Below are 18,237 nucleotides of genomic sequence, written 5' to 3' on the forward strand. Positions count from 1 at the left end.
AAATATAGTGCCTTACATTCTAATATTATTATTTAAACGGATAGTAAACTTCTATCTCCTCCCCCGTTCCCATATCTTTCACGTTGTACTTATTGTTCTTCACTTCATTTTCACCTATAATAATGACTTTTTTTACGCTTTCTTTATTTGCACGTTCAAGGGCTTTGCGAAGCTTCATTTTACTCATTTCTAACAATACATTGTATCCTTTTTTCCTTAAGTCATTTGCAACTGTTAATGCCTCGATATTTTTACTGAGTGGTATCACATAATAATCAACTGGAGAGGGGCTTAAATCCTGAACATTTTTCGCCATAAATGCTGTAGAAATGACATCTAAACCAAAGGATATTCCCACTGTTGGCATGGTTTCATTTGTGCCAATAAGGCCTCCAATCGCTTGATCGTATCTTCCTCCACTACCAATACTTGATGTAATTGTTTTATCCACAAGAAAGATTTCATAAATTGTGCCGGTGTAAATTTCTAATCCCCTCGCTAAAAAAGGATTAAAATTACATTGTCCCTCTATAGATAAAGCCTGCAAAAAACTTTCTAGTTCAGCGATTTCTTTGACCCCTTCTTGTACTTGAGTGGATTCATAAGATTCAAAAGAAGATAACGTTGAGTTTTCCTCTTCTTCTAAAAACCTTTGAATACTTTTTAATGTATTTCCTGAAAGATTGAGATGATTAAGTTCTTTCATCACGCCATCGGCACCAATCTTATTCAGCTTATCAATGACCAATATCACTCGATTGAGTTGGTCTTTATCGACTCCAAAGAGTGCCAACATTCCGCTTAGGTATTTCCTATTATTATATTGAATCTCCACCTGAAGACCAATTCTCTCAAACGCATCAAGGGCCATAAGCATTAGTTCCGCTTCCGCCATCTGACTTTCAATGCCAGTTACATCTACATCACATTGGGTAAACTCTCTAAGTCTGCCCGTTTTAATAGGCCCGTCCCGAAATACCTTCCCAATTTCATAACGTTTAAAAGGCATCTTCAATTGGGGATTCATCGCTATCACTTTAGCAAATGGAATGGTTAAGTCATACCTCAGAGCCAGCTCTCTTTTTCCTCTGTCTGATAAATTGTACATTTCCTTAAGGATTTCATCTCCACCGCTATATTTGGATGCCATTAATTTTGAATAATTCAGTATCGGTGTCTCTAACGGTTCACATCCGTATTGAACAAATACATCCTCCAAGGTTCGAGCAATGTCTCTTCTCACCTTTGCAATTTCCGGCAAATAATCTTGCGTCCCTTTTACATTTTGTTCTTGCATTTTCTTCATGCTACATTCTCCTTTTTTTTATATAATAAAAAAACCGCACTTGATATAAGTGTGAACTTAATCAAATACGGTTGAATGAAAAATAGCCTTCCTATTTACGATTTTTTCTCAAATCGAAATAGCAAAGCTAGATTATATGATGATGCAATTGTGAAAATGTGCAATTATCTTTTATAGGCATCATTCTTCACCTCAAATTTTTTTATTAATCTATCATATATTCCTTCATTTATCAAATTGAATTGACTGAATTATATTTTTTCTTATGAAGAGTCATCAAAATCAAACTTATTAAATATAATAACCAAGCTAAACCAGCTATAGCGAAGAATCCTGGGGTTAATGCAAAGTAGAGTGAACAGGGCAATGACCAAATAACAGCAATGAGCATGATGAACTGATTCGAGACCCTTATAAATATAATAATGAACAAAGCAGGGAGTGCCAACAAGAAGAAGGTTAATAAGGCCGTACCTATTCCTACAAAGTCAGAAGAATAAGGGTTAAAAAAAGTAAACATCCCCAATTAATCCCGCTATGAACCCGACCACTCTAGATATCTCTTTCAATCCAATCTCCTCTCTTCCATTGAACTAACTCCCCTTATACACAGCCTCTCTATGTTTATAATCTAATAACTCAACTTCCGTAGATGCTAAACTCTTATTGTTTTTCTGTGTGTTTAAGGATTGAGGCGAAATGCCAAAAGTAATTGTATCAATACCCAATTGACTAGACTTATTATTATCATATGACAATACCGTTAAACTAATCAGAAAAGAATGTCCTAGTTCATTACCTTGCTTCCATTGCTTCATTTCAACAACGTTATAGTCTTTTGCTTGCCAGTCAAATTGGATCACAGTATCCTTTTGATAATAATCATTTACTGCATTCCTTACCTCATCATTCAATATAGCTAATACAAACTGGTCTACCACTTGTTCCTTATCTTTGGCATCATGTTGTTTATATTCTTCAGCATGTACCTCCTCCAGACATACATGGCAAGCAAGTAAATATATAAGCAGAAAAATGGCGAATTTTCTCATGAAAAACATCTCCTTTTTAACATTTTTTGCTAATGGAGATCGTTTTATACGAAAACTAATTTCCCTCAAAATAATAAAGGGCAGATTGTTTTAATAAATAATGAATACCCTTTTGATGATAAGGCATCCAAGTTTCGGCTTCTGCGATACTCATCCATTTCACCTCTTCTATCGTCTCCCTATCATTTATTTCAATCTCTCCACCAATGATTTTCGCCTTAAAAGTAAAGAAAATCGCATGAAAATTTTCCTTTTCCATAAAGGCTTCATTAATTGAGACAATATCGCCAAGTGCAATATCCAAACCTGTTTCTTCCTTTGTTTCTCTAATTGCTGCCTCTAACAATGTTTCGCCTTTCTCTACCCCTCCACCAGGTGGGGACCAATTATTATGTTTAATATTCTTTACCATCAAGATATTTTCTTCGTTTTCGTCGACAATCAGTGAATAAGCTACATCTACTCGATTCATTAACTTTTCTCCTTTTGTAAATATTTTTATCATTTAGATTTTAACGACAAAAGATGATAAGAACAATATTTTTAATTGACGAGAAATATATATGAGGGATTTATGGAAAGATAAAAAGGATTCGACGTACAACCTAAGGTAATTAGATACAGGATTTTTACATACAAATTCCATATTTTCTACACATTAATGTCATGAATCTAACATTTTTTCTACATTGGTGTTCTCTTTTTTTAATTGAGTGTGTTTAATTGTTAAGTGAAGGGACCACCTATCGCTACTTAAGAGACTGTTTAGTCATAACAGTATTTTAGAAATTCACAAAAACGACACCAATCGTACACAGGTAAAAGGTTGTATCTCCTTTCTCAATTTAGTACGCTAATTACGAAAAAAAGTTTTGGAGGTCATGATATGAAAAAATTATCTATGCTACTGTTCGTAGTAACATGTTTATTTATTAGCACCAATACCGCTTTTGCACATACTCATTTAGACGGTTCAAACCCTGAAGATGGTGCGACTGTAACGGAATCAATTGATACGATTCAATTATATTTTGACACTGTTATAGAAGATAACGCTTCTTTACAAATTGAAAATAGTGAAGGAGAAGTAGTCGAAGCGAGTGACATCACTGTTAAGGAAGATGAGTTAATCGCTACTTTCTCTGAACCGATCGCTAACGGTAATTATACGGTAAGCTGGGAAATCATCGGAGTAGATGGTCATATTATGCAAGAATCTTATGGCTTTGAAGTCAATGTTCCTGAAGAAGAGGTAGAAGAAGATACAGCGGAAATGGCTCCATCTACAGAAAATGAGGAGCCAACTGTAGAAGAAGACGAGACAACACCATCCAACGAAACAGCGGATGAAACGGAATCAAACTCAAACGGGTTATTGATTGGTATCATTCTTGTTGCCATTGTTGCGATTATTGCGATCATCTTATTAAAAAGGAAAAAATAATCGATGTTTTTTCTAACCATTTTGAGTGAGGCACTTCTCTATTTATGTTTTGCTCTTCTTGCAGGCACCTTTATTTTACGATGGGTGCCTGCAAATTCTAAGCCACCTGTGAAAGTATCCATCTCAATACAATTAGTGGCGACAATGGGGATTGCCGTATTATCTTTCATTCCCTTAATACAATTAGTTACCCATCTCGCCAAACTTGATGGCCTAGGTTCTGCCTTTGAAAATATATTACTCAGTTTCCGCGTAGGGAATGCTTGGCTTTTCACATTCATCATTTGTATCGTTCTGGCATTTTACATTACCCTTTTTGGTGAGGATAAAAGAAAGGTTTCCATTATTGGAGAAATGATTCTTCTCTTCCTTCTTACCATCGGTGTCGCCTGGTCAAGCCATGCTGGCAGTATGCAAGGAGTTTATGGTATTGGAATTCATGCCCTTCATCTAATTGCTGTTTCTGCTTGGGCAGGGGTATTACTCGTCGTATCCTGGTTTTCACGGCAAACAACTAGTTGGTTGCCTTTTCTAAAATGGTTCCATCTAACAGCCATTATCTGCTTTTTACTAATTGTTTTAAGTGGTATTCTTCTAACGAATGTGACGACTGCTGAAACAGATTATAAAGATGCCTTATTGGTTTCATATGGTCAAGGGCTATTGCTAAAACTGCTTTTTGTTATGCCTTTAACTTTATTCGCTTTGATCAATGGGTTTTGGATGAAACACCGCCTAAAAAGAGAGTCTTCGTTCAACCCGAAACCATGGGTACGTGCAGAATTTCTTATCATAACCATTATCTTTATCCTTACAGGTATTTTTAATGAGCAGTCTCCACCAATGAACATCGACAATCTAATTGCTCATAGTGGCTATGCACCGATATTAAATCTTTTCTATCAAGGAACACTTGAAGGAATTTCAGTTTCATTTATTTTCACTGAAGTGAGCATCATATTCGGCATCCTTGCCCTTAGCTGCCTTGGTGGAAGCTTAGTCCTCTTTAAAATGAAACAACATGTTGCACTTTCGTTTTTAGCTTCTGTTTTATTTGTATTAATGGCATACTTCGCAATGATACAAAGCATCGCAGTTAATTAACATTGAAACTATCTGTAACACGAAAAAATGTTGGTTTAACATTAACATTTTTTCGTGTTATTTTTTATTCGCTTCTTTCAATTTCATATGATTAAAGCAATGTTTGACCTCATTTTTTTAGCCTATTACTACTTCTTATTCAGGTCATTCTCCTTAATACACTTCCCTTTCAATAATGAATGGATACATAGCCCCCTTTTACATTCACTTATATAACGATTATGTTTCATTCCCAAACGATCCTATACATTCATAATGGGGGATGAATATTCCTAAACCTAGAGCCCATCGCAAACCTATTTAGAAATTTTTCGAAACAGATAGTGATTTTTTACATATCATGTTATATAATCTATTTAGAGATATTTCTAAATAGATTGAAGAGGTGTTATCGTGGGGTTTCCAGATACATTTAAGGCTCTTTCAGACCCTGTGCGAAGAGAGATTCTTGTCTTACTGAAAGATAAAAAGCTATCTGCCGGTGAGATTGGGAAGCATTTTGAAATGACAGGAGCAACCATTTCTTATCACTTATCACAGCTAAAAAAGGCAGACCTTATACTTGAAAGCAAGTATAAGAACTTCATTTACTACGAATTGAATATTTCCGTATTTGAAGAAATTATGCTGTGGTTTACACAATTTGGAGGGAAAGAAAATGACAAGAAAAATGAATAGGACACTTGTGATTACGACGTTACTTTGTTTACTTCCTATTATTCCTGGCTTGATTGTATATCCTGATTTACCTGATCAAATCGCCATCCACTGGAATACAGCAGGTGAAGCTGATAATTTCACCTCCAAAGCCATTGCTGTGTGGGGATTGCCCCTATTAATGGCCGCCATTCACTTATTTACTATTTTTATGATAAATAATGACCCAAAGAAAGAAAATACCGCTAAAGCACTCAAACAATTAATTATATGGGTAATTCCAATTATGACGCTTATCATCGTCCCCATCACCTTATTCAAAGCACTCGGCTATGACATCCGTATTGAATCTATTGCCCCTATTCTGGTAGGACTCATTATCATCATTTGTGGAAATTATATGCCTAAAAGTAAGCAAAATTTCACGGTAGGAATCAAGCTACCTTGGACACTTACAAGTGAGGAAAATTGGAATAAAACCCATCGATTAGCCGGATATTTGTGGATTATTGGTGGGCTTGGTATGATACTCACTGGATTTATCAACTTTGCTCAGATTCTCATCATGATTATTTTAGTTGTGATGATTGTCATCATACCAACTGTTTATTCTTTTGTGCTCTATAAAAAAGGGATATAAGTAGAACAAAAGCCTTCTCCTATACAAGGAGTAAGGCTTTGTTTTATTTTATTTCAAAGCTGATGGATATTCGAACAAGTTCAGATCAAATACCATTGGATAAACGAAGTAAACAAATAAGATGATAAGAACGATTGCTAAAATAGAGACTAATGTTCCTCTTCTTAACATATCAACAATCGTTACTTTCCCTGTACCAAAAATAATTGCTTGAGATGGTGTACCAATCGGTAGCATGAAAGCAAAACCAGCACCTAAAGCAACAGCTGTCATTAATGGTAACGGATGTGCATCAATTGCTAACGCAAGCGTAGCCGCAATAGGTACAAATATAGTTGTCACAGCAGTATTAGGGGCAATCTGAGTAATACCAATTGCTAATAAGGTCGATATAGCCAGAATGACAATATATGGCGTTCCTTCTAACAATAATAGCTGACTACCAACCCAAGATGATAAATCGGTTTGACTGAATCCAGCCGCAATGGCTAAACCTCCTCCGACCAAAAGCAAGACATCCCAAGGCATTTTCTTAAGAGAATCCTGACCGAGTAATCTTCCTCCGTGCTTTTTAGATGCTGGGATTAAATAAAGTAATAAGGCACCGGTAATCGCAATCATTGTGTCACTTATGCCCGGAATGATATCTGTCCAGAGGAAAGATCTTGTTAACCACATAAAAGCCGTTAATGTGAATACTAACCCTACTGCCTTTTCCTCAAAACTCATTTTTCCGAGATTTTCCTTCTCATCTATTACGAATTGTTTTCCTGATTGCAGGCTTTTAACATTCATGGGGTAGGCAATTTTAGTTAAATAAAAAGCTGTTGCAATACCTAGAATGAGGATCATTGGAAAAGCAAATAAAAACCATTTAGCAAATGATATTTCTATACCGAACATTTCAGTTACTAATCCTGCCAATATCAGATTCGGTGGCGTTCCAATCAGTGTCGCACTTCCTCCGATAATTCCACCAAAGCCAATAGAGAAAATGATAGATTGAGTGAACTTCTTTTCTTCTGCAAAAGTATACTGTCCCTCTTTTTTCATTAATTCTCCTACTTTGAAAGCAATCGCTGTTCCTATCGGTAACATCATCATTACAGTCGCCACATTAGAAATCCACATAGAAAGAAAACCTGTCGCGAACATAAATCCATATACTAGACCTGACGTACTTGTTCCTACAAGGCTAATGATTGACAACGCGATCCTTTCATGAAGATTCCATTTCTCAATCGCAAGCGCAATCGCAAACCCGCCAAGAAAGAGGAAAATATTAGGATCCCCGTAACTACTTGCTGCTTCACTACCAGATATTGCTCCTAATAAAGGTAATAATACAATCGGTAACAAGGAGGTTAATCCTAAAGGCATGACCTCCAAAATCCACCATGTTGACACCCAGGCTGTAATAGCCAGGACTACTTTTCCTTCATCACTCAATCCATTTAATGGCAGTATCAACCAGATCATGAAGAATAGAACAGGACCTAATAGTAATCCGATAACCTGACTAGTTTTGTACGAACCTTGATTGTTTGTACGATTATTCTTTTCCCCTTTATCGCTTGATGAGGTTGATATCACACTTGTCTCTTTCACTTCACGTAAACTAGCAAATGTTAATAAATCTTTCGACCGCTTATGCGATTGCCAAAGCGTTTGATTCACTTGTTTAAATAGATTACTCATTTTATCTAACTCCTTTTTAAAAACGCTTTCATTATGGGTAAAAAAAATGGCCCTCCAAAAAGCAACACAGTTAATTAGTGCTCTTTTTAAAAGGCCGAATAGTTTATCTAGTTTTATTTCAAGTAGAGTCTTGAAATCGTAAATAAACGGGCAATTATTCAGTTGGTTTTTTTAGAAAAGTATCACGATACTTCTGGTGCGCGACTTTTAAGGCTACAATTAAAGCTTGTTGTGAAGGAATAATACAGTTCATCTCTATATCTAAAATCAAGTCTGATATATCTATACTAAAATCTGTCCCAATAATCATTCTCTTCAAATAATCTTTGGCAAGTCCTGTCATAAAAGTAGAATCGACATTAACGATAGTATGACTTTGTTTATTTATCTCTAGCATGATTCCAATCTGTTTATTATTTTCATACATAGGCGTATTTTGGGGAGCCTTCGCATACGCAGTTAAGAAAGCTGTTGACATCGCCATTTATAACACTCCTTTAACCATACAGTTAATTCTATTCTATCAGAATATTCTGCCCTAACCACTTTTTTATCTTTGGTAAAATTCAACTTTATCCTTATCTATTTCCATTCCAAATCCAGGACCGTCTGGAATAATTAACTCAAAATTTTCGAAGCGCAAATTGTTTACTGTTATACGATCCTTAAATAATAAAGGACCAAACAATTCAGTACCAAATGCAAATTCGCTTATTGTAGAGTAAACCGAAGCACAGACAGCTGTTCCTAATGTTGATTCAATCATTGTGCCACCATAAAGGCTAAACCCAGCACCTTCAGCAATAGCTGCTACCTTCTTCGTTTCTAATAATCCACCATGCTTACACGGTTTAAGGGCAATGCTATTCCCCGCACGCCGTTTAGTAATCTGAAAAACATCATGGATAGAATTAGCTGCTTCATCAGCCATAATTGGAACAGCATATTTCTCTGTTAATCTAGCCATTCCCTCTAAGTTCCAAGTGGGTAAGGGCTGCTCTACCATTGAAACTCCACCTTCTTGAAGTGCTGCAATACAATAATCAGCAGTTGTTTCATCCCATGCCTGATTAATATCTACCGTTACTCTTGCTCGATCACCTACGGAGCGAATAATCTCCAATACATGGTTCACATTTTTATATGGATCGCCCTTCCCTATCTTTAATTTAAAAATTCTATGACGTTTTTCCTCTAAAAATCGTTCCGCCTCTGCGATGTCTTTAGCTGTATCGCCACTTGCCAATGTCCACGCAAGTGGGAGAGAAGAATGGATTTTCCCCCCAAGTAATTCATATGCTGGTAATTGTTTTTCTTTTGCTGCTAAATCAATTAACGCTGACTCGACTACAGATTTAGCGAAATAATTCCCTCTAACCACTTTATTTAAATCGGCCATTATTTTCGCATAATCACTTGTATTTTTACCAATCAAATGCGGTGTAATGTAAGTATCAATATTGACCTTAATCGCTTCCGGTGTACCTTCTCCATAAGATGCACCACCGATCGTAGCTACTTCTGCCCAACCTTCTTGGCCTTCTTCGTTTTGAATACAAACCAATACTATCGCTTGTTTGGTTATTGTGTGCATCGCCAACTGATGTGGTCTAATTATTGGAATATCTAAAATAAAACTATTAACTGAACGAATCTTCATTCTGTTCTCTCCCTTTGACAATCCATAAAAAACCTTCTAAATAAATGGATAGCAGTACACCATCTATATTTCAAAGGACGGGCGTTTACTAATGGAGATTAAAAAAGGGAATTTTTAATCGTTAATAAACAGGCTGCTTTACAGAAGTTCTTTTTTTAAATCATGTTCCTAAAATTAAATCCAAATTTGGTTATATCATTCATCTCTAACGATTCCATCGTCGGTAACATTTATCTCCTATGCTCTTTTCAATAAAACTAGTAATTGGAGATATGCGTACATACTTCATGATGAAGTATTTCCACTCTGAAACTTTCATTCTAATATATTGACTTTTCAAAGCGCTTACATGTTTATTGTCACAAGCTAACTACTCTCGTTTACCCATACCAATATAAATAGGCTATCTCAAATACAACCGTCACCATACATTTGACAGTTATAGTTTAAGACAGCCATTCGTTCATTAGTTGTTATTACAGAAGGTTATTCTCTAATAGCTAATGAATAGGCATTAAGTTTGATTAGTTACTATTATAATCTCTAATTCTGAATTTTCAAGTACTTTTTTCTATTTTAAATAAAAAGGCCCCTTCGCCGCTATTAAGGTCAATTCTTCTGCAAGTTTTTGCGATGATATCGGAAATCCCTCTTCTAGCCACCATACAATGGACCCAATCGTACCGCTTAAAATATGAACTTCCCTTACTTTTCTCTCTGATTCGCTTAAGGCAGGAGTTTGTGTGACCGTACCAAAACCTTGGTTAGTAAATTTAATCATCCATTCTCTTAAAGCTACTGTAAATAATGGCAAACGATGCTCCACTAATAAGCAATGATAAAGCACTTGTTCACTTTTAATATATTCTAATAATTGCACTAAACCTGGATAAGGCTCTTGTAGTGATTTATGTTCTGGAAGAGAAGGAACACTATTTACGATATCCGACCAATGTTGGAAAAGGCGATTAACATAATAGGTAACAAAAGCTTGTAAATCGGCAAAATGTAAATAAAAGGTCGTGCGGTTGATTTTCGAAGCTTCCGTTAGCTTCTTAATATTGATTTGCTCGATGGCATCTGATTGGAGTAAATTTGTAAAACCTTTGCACAACAAATCAAAAGTTTGCAACACCCTCGGGTCTTTTGTCACGAAATCACCATCCTCAACACATACTTTATTTATGTCTATCTTCTTAGAAAATAAGGTTTCTTTGTACCTAACAACATCTCAAATAGTTTATCATTTAAATAGACAAGGTGTCTAACACTGAACTTGTCGACCAATTTTATTCGCAAAAGGGGATGTTTATATGAGTAAGAAAACAGCAGTTATAACAGGTGCAGGTGGAGGAATTGGACGCGCTTCTGCGATTAAATTAGCAGAAGACGGTTTTAACTTAGTCATCGTTGACTTCAATGAAACAATTGCCAATGAAACACTCGATCTAGTAAAAGAAAAAGGGGTGGAAGCCATTTTCATCAAAGCAGATGTATCTAATGCGGATGATGTTAATCACTATGTCCAAAAAGCAGTGGATACTTTCGGCACCATTGATGTATTTTTCAATAATGCTGGAGTTGTACAAAAATTCTCGATGTTCGCTGATATCGAAGAATCCGAATTCGATCGTGTGATGAATATTAATACTAAAGGAGTTTTCCTTGGAATGAAAGCGGTTTTAAAAGTGATGGAACAACAAGGCCATGGACACATCATCAATACCGCTTCTACTGCTGGCGTTCGTTCTGAGCATAGTGCTGCAGCCTATTCTGCCAGTAAACATGCTGTAGTTGGTTTAACAAAAGGGGCTGCACTCGAATATGTATCAAAAGGGATCCGTGTAAACGCCATCTGCCCCGGTGGCGTAGCCACTCCACTGACTAAAGGAGTGGAAGAACAAATGAAAACAACTGGTTATGTCCCTGCTGAAATCAGTGTGATGCGTATGGGTAGATATTCTGAACCTCAAGAAATCGCGAACGTGGTGAGCTTCTTAGCATCTGATGCATCAAGCTACATGACTGGGACAACAGTGATGGTTGATGGTGGCTTGACACTATAATTTTTCACAATAAACCACATCTGAACATAAAATCAATTTTAAAAATGATTTTATGAAGGGTGTGGTTTTATTACTACTTACACAAATAGCTTTTATTTGATTATATTTATACATTAATCCTAATCAACGCAACTTTTCTACTTTGCTATTAAAGCACTCAATTTCTTCAGTTGGATAAGCATTTGTCCAATGAAAAGGTTGAAGTTCTCCTAAAGGAACAAACTTAAGTAGCTTTTCATTTGTCGTTACTCCGACTCTTACTTTCGGTCCCCAATAGCGCAAACGCTCTTGACAAATACCACATGGTGAAAGAACCTTGAAGGGGCGATTCTCATTATCACGGACGACACATAAACAATGTGTGACATCAATATTAAATTTATGTGCTTCACAAATGGCACCAACTTCAATACATAACTCCGTACTAGCGTTAAACGTGACTGGTGCGACACTAATGAGATAACGTTCATCACCAGTATGAATCACAGCCGCTCCACCCCACCCTTTAGGATAGCGCTCTTCAATAAATGTGATGGCTCGGTTGTACATTTCTTCTTCAATCATTCTCTTTTCCTCCTATTGACAGTTACTATCATTTTAAAGGAAAATGAAGCTCTCTAATAGCGTTAATTAAGCTTATTGTAGAAGAGGAGTGAGTGTGTCGTATGAAGAAAATCATGGTTATAGGTGTATCTGCAGGTGTTGGCAAGTCTACTTTTGCTCGAAAACTTGGCAAGAAGCTACAAATAGATGTCCATCATTTAGATACCTTATACTGGCTCCCCAATTGGAAAGAATCAACAGAAGAGAGATTCATTCACCTTCAACAAGACATTATAAAACAATCTGAATGGATTATTGAGGGGAATTACACTAGTACCTTCCCCATTAGAACAGCAGCAGCAGATACAATCATCTATTTAGAACTCCCTCTCTCCACCTGTCTCTACCGGATTTTTAAACGCCGTATCCAATTTCATAAAAGATCAAGACCTGAAATAGCTGAAGGCTGTCATGAAAAAATTGACTGGGTATTCTTTAAGTTTATCGTGACTACTTATTATAGAAGAAAGAAAAAAATGCATGAGCGGTTTCGTAAATATAAAGATACTAAGCCAAATTTGAAGATAATCACACTTAGAAGTAGCAAGGAAATAGCAGCGTTTTTAACAAAGGAAAAACTCTAGAGCCTTTACCCCTCTAGAGTTTCCCTATGAAAATTACATCGTTTTCTCTATTTGATATACTTCATTTCTCTCTAAATATGATACCCAACCCTCTGATTGTTCGTATACTTCACCGATGGCTAATACTTTCCCTTCCTCAAACATCCTTCCCATGATTTAGAACCCAATAGACAGTCTTTCTGTTGTAAAAGACAGCGTCAACGAACTTATAAGGAAATGTGACATAACAAGAAAATCTATGATGCATGCATCATGTGCTTTCTTATGTATCCTTTTGTAGTACCATTGATTTTGCCTTAAACATTATAATAAACTTATTCTTGCACATTTATCAAAAGCACCCTACCCTCGAACCTTCCTCTTTGTTGAGCTTTTGTCCTTCTAATTTCATCTAATACATCCGTTGACATTTGTTGGGCTTCTGCTAATGCATAAACGACTTCGAGAATATCAGCTAACTCTTCACCTTGATCCTTCAAGTGCCCTGCCTCTAGATATTCATTCACCTCTTCTTGAAGTTTATCTTTAAGTGCCATTGTATATTCGGAGTGAGATAGTATTCTTGTATTGTATGATTTCCCTGACTTTTGGATGATGTCGGGAATTCTATCACGCACTAGTTTGTTGTAAGTTGGCAAGAGAAGTCTCCTTTCTATTTATCATAATCGAGATTGACTAACGCTAATACTAATCAAAATTCACTGAACTAGCTTTAGCGCTACTCATTTTGCGAATTCAATGGCAGGGTGGTCTTTTATTAGAAGCGACTTTACTGCTAGACCTGCTTATGTGACAAATTCTTCTTTTATTAGTAGCGATTTCACTGGTTACCCTACTTATCTCTCTAATTCTTCTTTTATTAGTAGTGATTTCACTGGTTGCCCTACTTACACGACAAAGTCTTCTTTTAATATAGCGACTTTACTCCTTGACCTGCTTATATGGCAATAACTCGTTGATTCTCGAACTGACTCTTCGTACGTATAGTATCATTCTGATTTATACTCTTCCTTTTCTTCACTAATCATTCCAGGGAGCTCCATTAAAGGAACGAATGATTGCTTATTTATTGAATCTTGAATTTGTCCACGAAGAAGGCGTGCTTGATCCCACCTTTTCTTAGCTTTGTTACAGCTAATAGAAAGATTGAAATAATAACCGCTTGTTAAAATTATTTTTGTCATATTTTTATTAAATGGTTGCATTTCATGAATATGTGCTAGAGAAACAAATGTATTATCAATATCGTATTGAGATGAAAAATAGAACCAATACATATCCTGAGCCCCCCAAATACGAATAGGCGGTGTACTTTTTTTATCTAGCTTGTACTTAGCAGCTTGGAGAGCCCCTTTATAGGTCATTCCATACTCTCTCAAACTGTCTTTTACAATGGCTATTGGTGGTTTTTCCACAATAAAAGTTGTATTCTTTCCTTCGATTACTTGTGTATGAATATAGTTATTATGTACATTTATCGCTTTTAAAGCTTCGGTTTTTCCCTTCAGTAAATAATCAGTACGGTTTAACATTTTTATCCCCTTTCTTATTTACTTATTTTCAATTAAGTAAATTAAGGGTATACTAACATCATGTTGGTATACCAACTGCACAGCGCTCAAGTCCGATGTCTGCCAGGACTGACTTGAGTGCTTTTATTTTAATTAGCTCTCCCCTAAGCTTCACCTCCTTGTCTATCGAACCAAAGAATGAGATTACAAAAACAATGCATGTTATTATCAAGAAGAACATCTGATTACTTGCTTTCAATACCCCTTTAAATGTCTTCCAACTGGCTATTGTATACTCGAACGATCCCTTAAATCCCTCCATTCTTTTTTTATGAGCTTCGTATTTGAAAGGGGAGATTCATAAACAATATTCATAGATTAGACTTTGTTTAATGGCAATTGCTTCTTTGCCAACAGGGGACCAAAATGAAATGAAGAGTCCTTTATGCCCCAATGATTCATGTCGGCAACTGGTTGAACCATCTTCTCATCTCGATATTTCTCCGCTAACTCTTTCTCTATACGTGACTGTGTTATTACATTTTAAAAATAGCGCGTTCTGTGAAGACCTTTAATCTTAGCACTTTTAACATTTGGAACAAATCCTCAACCTTACATGCTTTTCATGTTAAAAATAAAAAGTGAGAAATAAAATGGTTCGTTATTCTTTAATACTCGAATAAAGTCCCTCATCTCCCACCGCTCACTTATCTCTATCTTTCTCTTCACACTCATCAAAAGAAATAAAGATATTCATCGTTCTAAAAGACATTTTGTCGTATCTACCCTATTGATTCATACCCAAGCGCAAGCCTTTCACTGTCACTAGTACATCAATACTATAAATATAATTAACTACTAAGACCTTTATCTTAGTAATTATACATATTTTTCTAAATATTTAAAATATATTTCGCCATATTTTTTCATTTTTTTTATTTACTTTAACTCTAGCAGTTAAATCCTTCTAGTTATTCCTCTTTATCTCCTTCATACTGACAAGACTTATTTGATCGTAGACAATTGGTCTGAGATCTTACATAATAGTAAGTTTTAGAAAAGCTAAATAAACACCAGGACACAATCCTGGTGTTAACTGAACCGTTTATTTTTCCTTATCTAACCATACAAGGTTTCTTCGGATCAAATTGCCAATTTGAAATTAAGTATTGCATGCTTTTGGCATCATCTCTGCTGCCAAGACCGTATGTTTGATAGAGTTGATGAGCATCTGCTAGTTTCTCTCTATCTACCTCAATGCCTAAGCCCGGTTTTTTTGGTACTTCGATTTTTCCTTCTTTTATTATGAAGGGGTCTTTTGTTAGATGCTGACCTTCCTGCCAAATCCAGTGTGTATCAATAGCAGTTACTTTCCCTGGTGCACTAGCTGCGACATGGGTGAACATCGCCAGCGATATATCAAAGTGATTGTTAGAATGGGATCCCCATGTTAAGCCAAAGTCCTTGCATGTTTGAGCCACTCTCACAGAGCCTTGCATCGTCCAAAAATGGGGGTCGGCAAGGGGTATATCAACAGCTTGTAAGCGAATACTATGTGCCATTTGTCTCCAATCTGTGGCAATCATATTAGTTGCCGTTGGTAAGCCTGTTTCTAAACGAAACTCAGCCATAATTTCTCTAGATGAGAAGCCATTTTCAGCCCCACAAGGGTCTTCTGCATAGGCAAGTATATGATTTTTCCCTTTACATAATGCGATGGCTTCATTTAAGGACCAAGCCCCATTAGGATCAAGTGTCACTCTAGCATGAGGGAAGCGTTCTTTAATGGCTATAATGGATTCCATTTCTTCTTCTCCATTAAACACGCCGCCTTTTAGTTTAAAGTCTTTAAATCCATATCTTTCGTATGCGGCTTCAGCAAGGGCTACCACCTGCTCTGATGTGACAGCCTCTTCATGACGTAACTGAAACCAACGACTATTATCGCTTGATGGGGATTCATACGGGAGATCTGTTTTATGGCGGTCACCAATATAGAATAAATAGCCTAATACTTCAACTTGATCACGCTGCCTACCTTCTCCTAGCAAGTCCGATACAGGTACATTCAGATATTTACCAAGTAAGTCAAGGAACGCCGATTCGATAGCTGTAACTACATGAATGGTTGTACGTAAATCAAAAGTTTGTTGTCCTCTTCCCGCTACATCCTTGTTAGCAAATGCTTCATTAACCTGTTTAAGCACTTGTTGATAAGCACCAATTGAACTCCCCATAATTATCTCTGTTGCAGCTTCTAGCGTTTGACGAATAGATTCTCCTCCAGGAACCTCACCTACTCCCATTCGGCCAGAATGATCATGCAAAATTAAGATGTTTCGAGTGAAAAAAGGGGCATGCGCGCCACTTAAGTTCAAGAGCATGCTGTCTCTGCCTGCAACAGGGATGACCTCCACCTTTGTGATAACGGGTGCTTCTTTAGCTATCATTTTATCTACTATATTTGCTTCCATACCTTTCTTCCTCCCCTATTAAACTTTCTTCAATTCTACTCGCTTAATTTCACCTACAAGGAATAAATAACTTAATATTGCGACTAAAGCGCTCGCACCAACAAACAACAATGCCATATTAAAAGATCCAGTAGTGCCTACAATATAGCCAATAATGATTGGAGTAGTTATACCTGCTACATTACCAAAAGTATTAAACAATCCTCCACTCACACCTGACATCTCTTTCGGAGAAGTATCCGCAACAACGGCCCATCCCAGAGACCCAAATCCTTTGCCAAAAAAAGCAAGGGACATTACAAAAACAACTACCCATTCTGTGGTCACATAGTTAGCAATGACAAGGCTCATAGAGAGAAGTAAACCAGTAATAATTGGTATTTTCCTTGCTGCCGTTATCGAGACACCCTTCTTCAATAAGAAATCAGAGAACGTTCCTCCCAATATACCACCAATAAATCCACAGATAGCAGGTAATGAAGCAACTAAACCTGCCTCTAATATATTCATACCTCTTTGATCCACTAAATAGACCGGGAACCATGTTAAGAAGAAATAGGTCAATGTCGTTATGCAATATTGTCCTAGGTAGACGCCGAGAAGCATTTTATTGCTTAATAATTGCTTTATATATTGCCAGTTCGGCCCTTGCTTTTTCTCCACTTGATTGGCCGCAGTATCCATATCAACTAATGCGCCGCCTTCTTTTATATAATCTAACTCTGCTTGATTAATTTTAGGGTGATCTTTTGGATTGTATATCGTTTTTAACCATACAAAGGCTACAATGATTCCGATGGTCCCCATGAAAAAGAAGACATATTCCCAACCAAAAGTGAAGGTGATATACCCCATAATAGGTGCGAATAGAACGGTAGCAAAGTATTGGCCTGAATTGAAGATTGCTGCGGCGGTCCCTCTTTCCGCACTCGGAAACCATGCTGCTACAATTCGGCTATTTGCAGGGAAAGATGGTGATTCTGCCAACCCTACAAAAAATCTTAAGGCAAATAAAATGATGACAACTGTTGTGACTGATTGAAATGAACCTATTAATCCTTGTACCAAAGTAAACAAAGACCATAGGAAAATACTCCAAAAATAAACACGCTTAGAGCCAAATTTATCAAGCAACCATCCACCAGGAATCTGCCCTAATACATAGGACCATGCAAATGCAGAAAATAAATACCCCATCATAACAGAATTTATACCTAGATCACTTGATAGCGCTGGACCGGCAATTGATAAAGTAGCACGATCAGCATAGTTGATAACTGTGACAATAAAGATCATTAAAACAATTAACCATCTCGCTTTTGTTTTCTTTTCGGTTGCTGGTGTTATTTGTCTTTCCGATTTAAGGACTGCCATGGTAATCACCCTCTTTTATTTTATTGAATGTAAGCGTAAACAATCTACTGTTTTTTTAAATGAT

The 18,237-nt window shown here is 36.5% G+C and carries 18 protein-coding genes; 6 read left to right on the top strand and 12 right to left on the bottom strand.

Annotation, left to right across the window (positions count from 1 at the left end; translation table 11 throughout):
- Positions 1-28: 28 nt before the first annotated feature.
- The 3 genes from MKX29_RS04165 to MKX29_RS04175 form a co-directional block, all read right to left on the bottom strand.
- A complete protein-coding gene (locus tag MKX29_RS04165; protein ID WP_341104167.1) occupies positions 29-1,306 on the bottom strand; it encodes a histidine--tRNA ligase in 1,278 nt (425 codons plus the stop codon).
- 593 nt (positions 1,307-1,899) lie between these two features.
- Positions 1,900-2,358: a DUF3888 domain-containing protein gene (locus MKX29_RS04170; RefSeq protein WP_341104169.1), complete on the bottom strand. Its 459-nt coding sequence runs from the start codon at positions 2,356-2,358 to the stop codon at positions 1,900-1,902.
- A gap of 55 nt (positions 2,359-2,413) precedes the next feature.
- A complete protein-coding gene (locus MKX29_RS04175) occupies positions 2,414-2,830 on the bottom strand; it encodes an NUDIX hydrolase (RefSeq protein ID WP_224934710.1) in 417 nt (138 codons plus the stop codon).
- 414 nt (positions 2,831-3,244) lie between these two features.
- Between MKX29_RS04175 and MKX29_RS04180 the strand changes: the two genes are divergently transcribed.
- From MKX29_RS04180 to MKX29_RS04195, 4 genes are all read left to right on the top strand, one after another.
- Complete coding sequence (locus tag MKX29_RS04180; RefSeq protein WP_251162715.1) at positions 3,245-3,802, top strand: copper resistance CopC family protein; 558 nt, start codon at positions 3,245-3,247, stop codon at positions 3,800-3,802.
- 3 nt (positions 3,803-3,805) lie between these two features.
- Positions 3,806-4,906 (top strand): copper resistance D family protein, encoded by a 1,101-nt coding sequence (locus MKX29_RS04185; RefSeq protein WP_341104172.1) that lies wholly within the window; start codon positions 3,806-3,808, stop codon positions 4,904-4,906.
- A gap of 393 nt (positions 4,907-5,299) precedes the next feature.
- Entirely contained in the window at positions 5,300-5,584 is a 285-nt protein-coding gene (locus MKX29_RS04190) for an autorepressor SdpR family transcription factor (protein WP_095370398.1), read from the top strand.
- Entirely contained in the window at positions 5,565-6,203 is a 639-nt protein-coding gene (locus MKX29_RS04195; RefSeq protein ID WP_224934704.1) for an SdpI family protein, read from the top strand. The genes MKX29_RS04190 and MKX29_RS04195 overlap by 20 nt, the downstream gene beginning before the upstream one ends.
- 48 nt (positions 6,204-6,251) lie before the next feature.
- Here the strand turns inward: MKX29_RS04195 and MKX29_RS04200 are convergent, their stop codons facing one another.
- From MKX29_RS04200 to MKX29_RS04215, 4 genes are all read right to left on the bottom strand, one after another.
- Positions 6,252-7,901 carry an SLC13 family permease gene (locus MKX29_RS04200; protein ID WP_341104174.1) on the bottom strand — a complete coding sequence of 550 codons (1,650 nt, stop codon included), beginning with the start codon at positions 7,899-7,901 and terminating at the stop codon, positions 6,252-6,254.
- Positions 7,902-8,055: 154 nt separating this feature from the next.
- Positions 8,056-8,385 (bottom strand): DUF3870 domain-containing protein, encoded by a 330-nt coding sequence (locus tag MKX29_RS04205; protein ID WP_224934700.1) that lies wholly within the window; start codon positions 8,383-8,385, stop codon positions 8,056-8,058.
- Positions 8,386-8,451: 66 nt separating this feature from the next.
- Complete coding sequence (locus MKX29_RS04210; RefSeq protein WP_289432945.1) at positions 8,452-9,561, bottom strand: muconate/chloromuconate family cycloisomerase; 1,110 nt, start codon at positions 9,559-9,561, stop codon at positions 8,452-8,454.
- Positions 9,562-10,132: 571 nt separating this feature from the next.
- Entirely contained in the window at positions 10,133-10,714 is a 582-nt protein-coding gene (locus MKX29_RS04215; RefSeq protein WP_341104177.1) for a TetR-like C-terminal domain-containing protein, read from the bottom strand.
- Between the two features lie 160 nt (positions 10,715-10,874).
- Here MKX29_RS04215 and MKX29_RS04220 point away from each other — a divergent pair, with 160 nt between their 5' ends.
- The gene (locus MKX29_RS04220; RefSeq protein ID WP_224934695.1) at positions 10,875-11,627 is read left to right on the top strand and encodes an SDR family NAD(P)-dependent oxidoreductase; all 753 of its coding nucleotides are present in this window, start codon (positions 10,875-10,877) and stop codon (positions 11,625-11,627) included.
- 123 nt (positions 11,628-11,750) lie between these two features.
- On the opposite strand, the gene MKX29_RS04225 is transcribed toward MKX29_RS04220, so the two are convergent.
- Positions 11,751-12,191, bottom strand: coding sequence for a cytidine deaminase (locus MKX29_RS04225; protein ID WP_341104181.1), 441 nt, complete (start codon positions 12,189-12,191; stop codon positions 11,751-11,753).
- A 101-nt stretch (positions 12,192-12,292) separates the two neighbouring features.
- Between MKX29_RS04225 and MKX29_RS04230 the strand changes: the two genes are divergently transcribed.
- Positions 12,293-12,814 carry a topology modulation protein gene (locus MKX29_RS04230; RefSeq protein ID WP_341104183.1) on the top strand — a complete coding sequence of 174 codons (522 nt, stop codon included), beginning with the start codon at positions 12,293-12,295 and terminating at the stop codon, positions 12,812-12,814.
- 314 nt (positions 12,815-13,128) lie between these two features.
- Here the strand turns inward: MKX29_RS04230 and MKX29_RS04235 are convergent, their stop codons facing one another.
- The 4 genes from MKX29_RS04235 to MKX29_RS04250 form a co-directional block, all read right to left on the bottom strand.
- Positions 13,129-13,452 carry a nucleoside triphosphate pyrophosphohydrolase gene (locus MKX29_RS04235; protein ID WP_251162721.1) on the bottom strand — a complete coding sequence of 108 codons (324 nt, stop codon included), beginning with the start codon at positions 13,450-13,452 and terminating at the stop codon, positions 13,129-13,131.
- Between the two features lie 351 nt (positions 13,453-13,803).
- Positions 13,804-14,346 (bottom strand): competence protein ComK, encoded by a 543-nt coding sequence (locus MKX29_RS04240; protein ID WP_289432938.1) that lies wholly within the window; start codon positions 14,344-14,346, stop codon positions 13,804-13,806.
- 1,094 nt (positions 14,347-15,440) lie between these two features.
- On the bottom strand, positions 15,441-16,799 hold the full coding sequence (locus MKX29_RS04245; RefSeq protein ID WP_341104185.1) for an enolase C-terminal domain-like protein: 1,359 nt from the start codon (positions 16,797-16,799) through the stop codon (positions 15,441-15,443).
- An 18-nt stretch (positions 16,800-16,817) separates the two neighbouring features.
- Positions 16,818-18,173: an MFS transporter gene (locus MKX29_RS04250; protein WP_341104186.1), complete on the bottom strand. Its 1,356-nt coding sequence runs from the start codon at positions 18,171-18,173 to the stop codon at positions 16,818-16,820.
- Positions 18,174-18,237 lie beyond the last annotated feature (64 nt).

Origin of the sequence: Cytobacillus sp. FSL R7-0696 (assembly GCF_038006865.1) — a bacterium.
GTDB lineage: Bacteria > Bacillota > Bacilli > Bacillales > Cytobacillaceae > Cytobacillus > Cytobacillus kochii.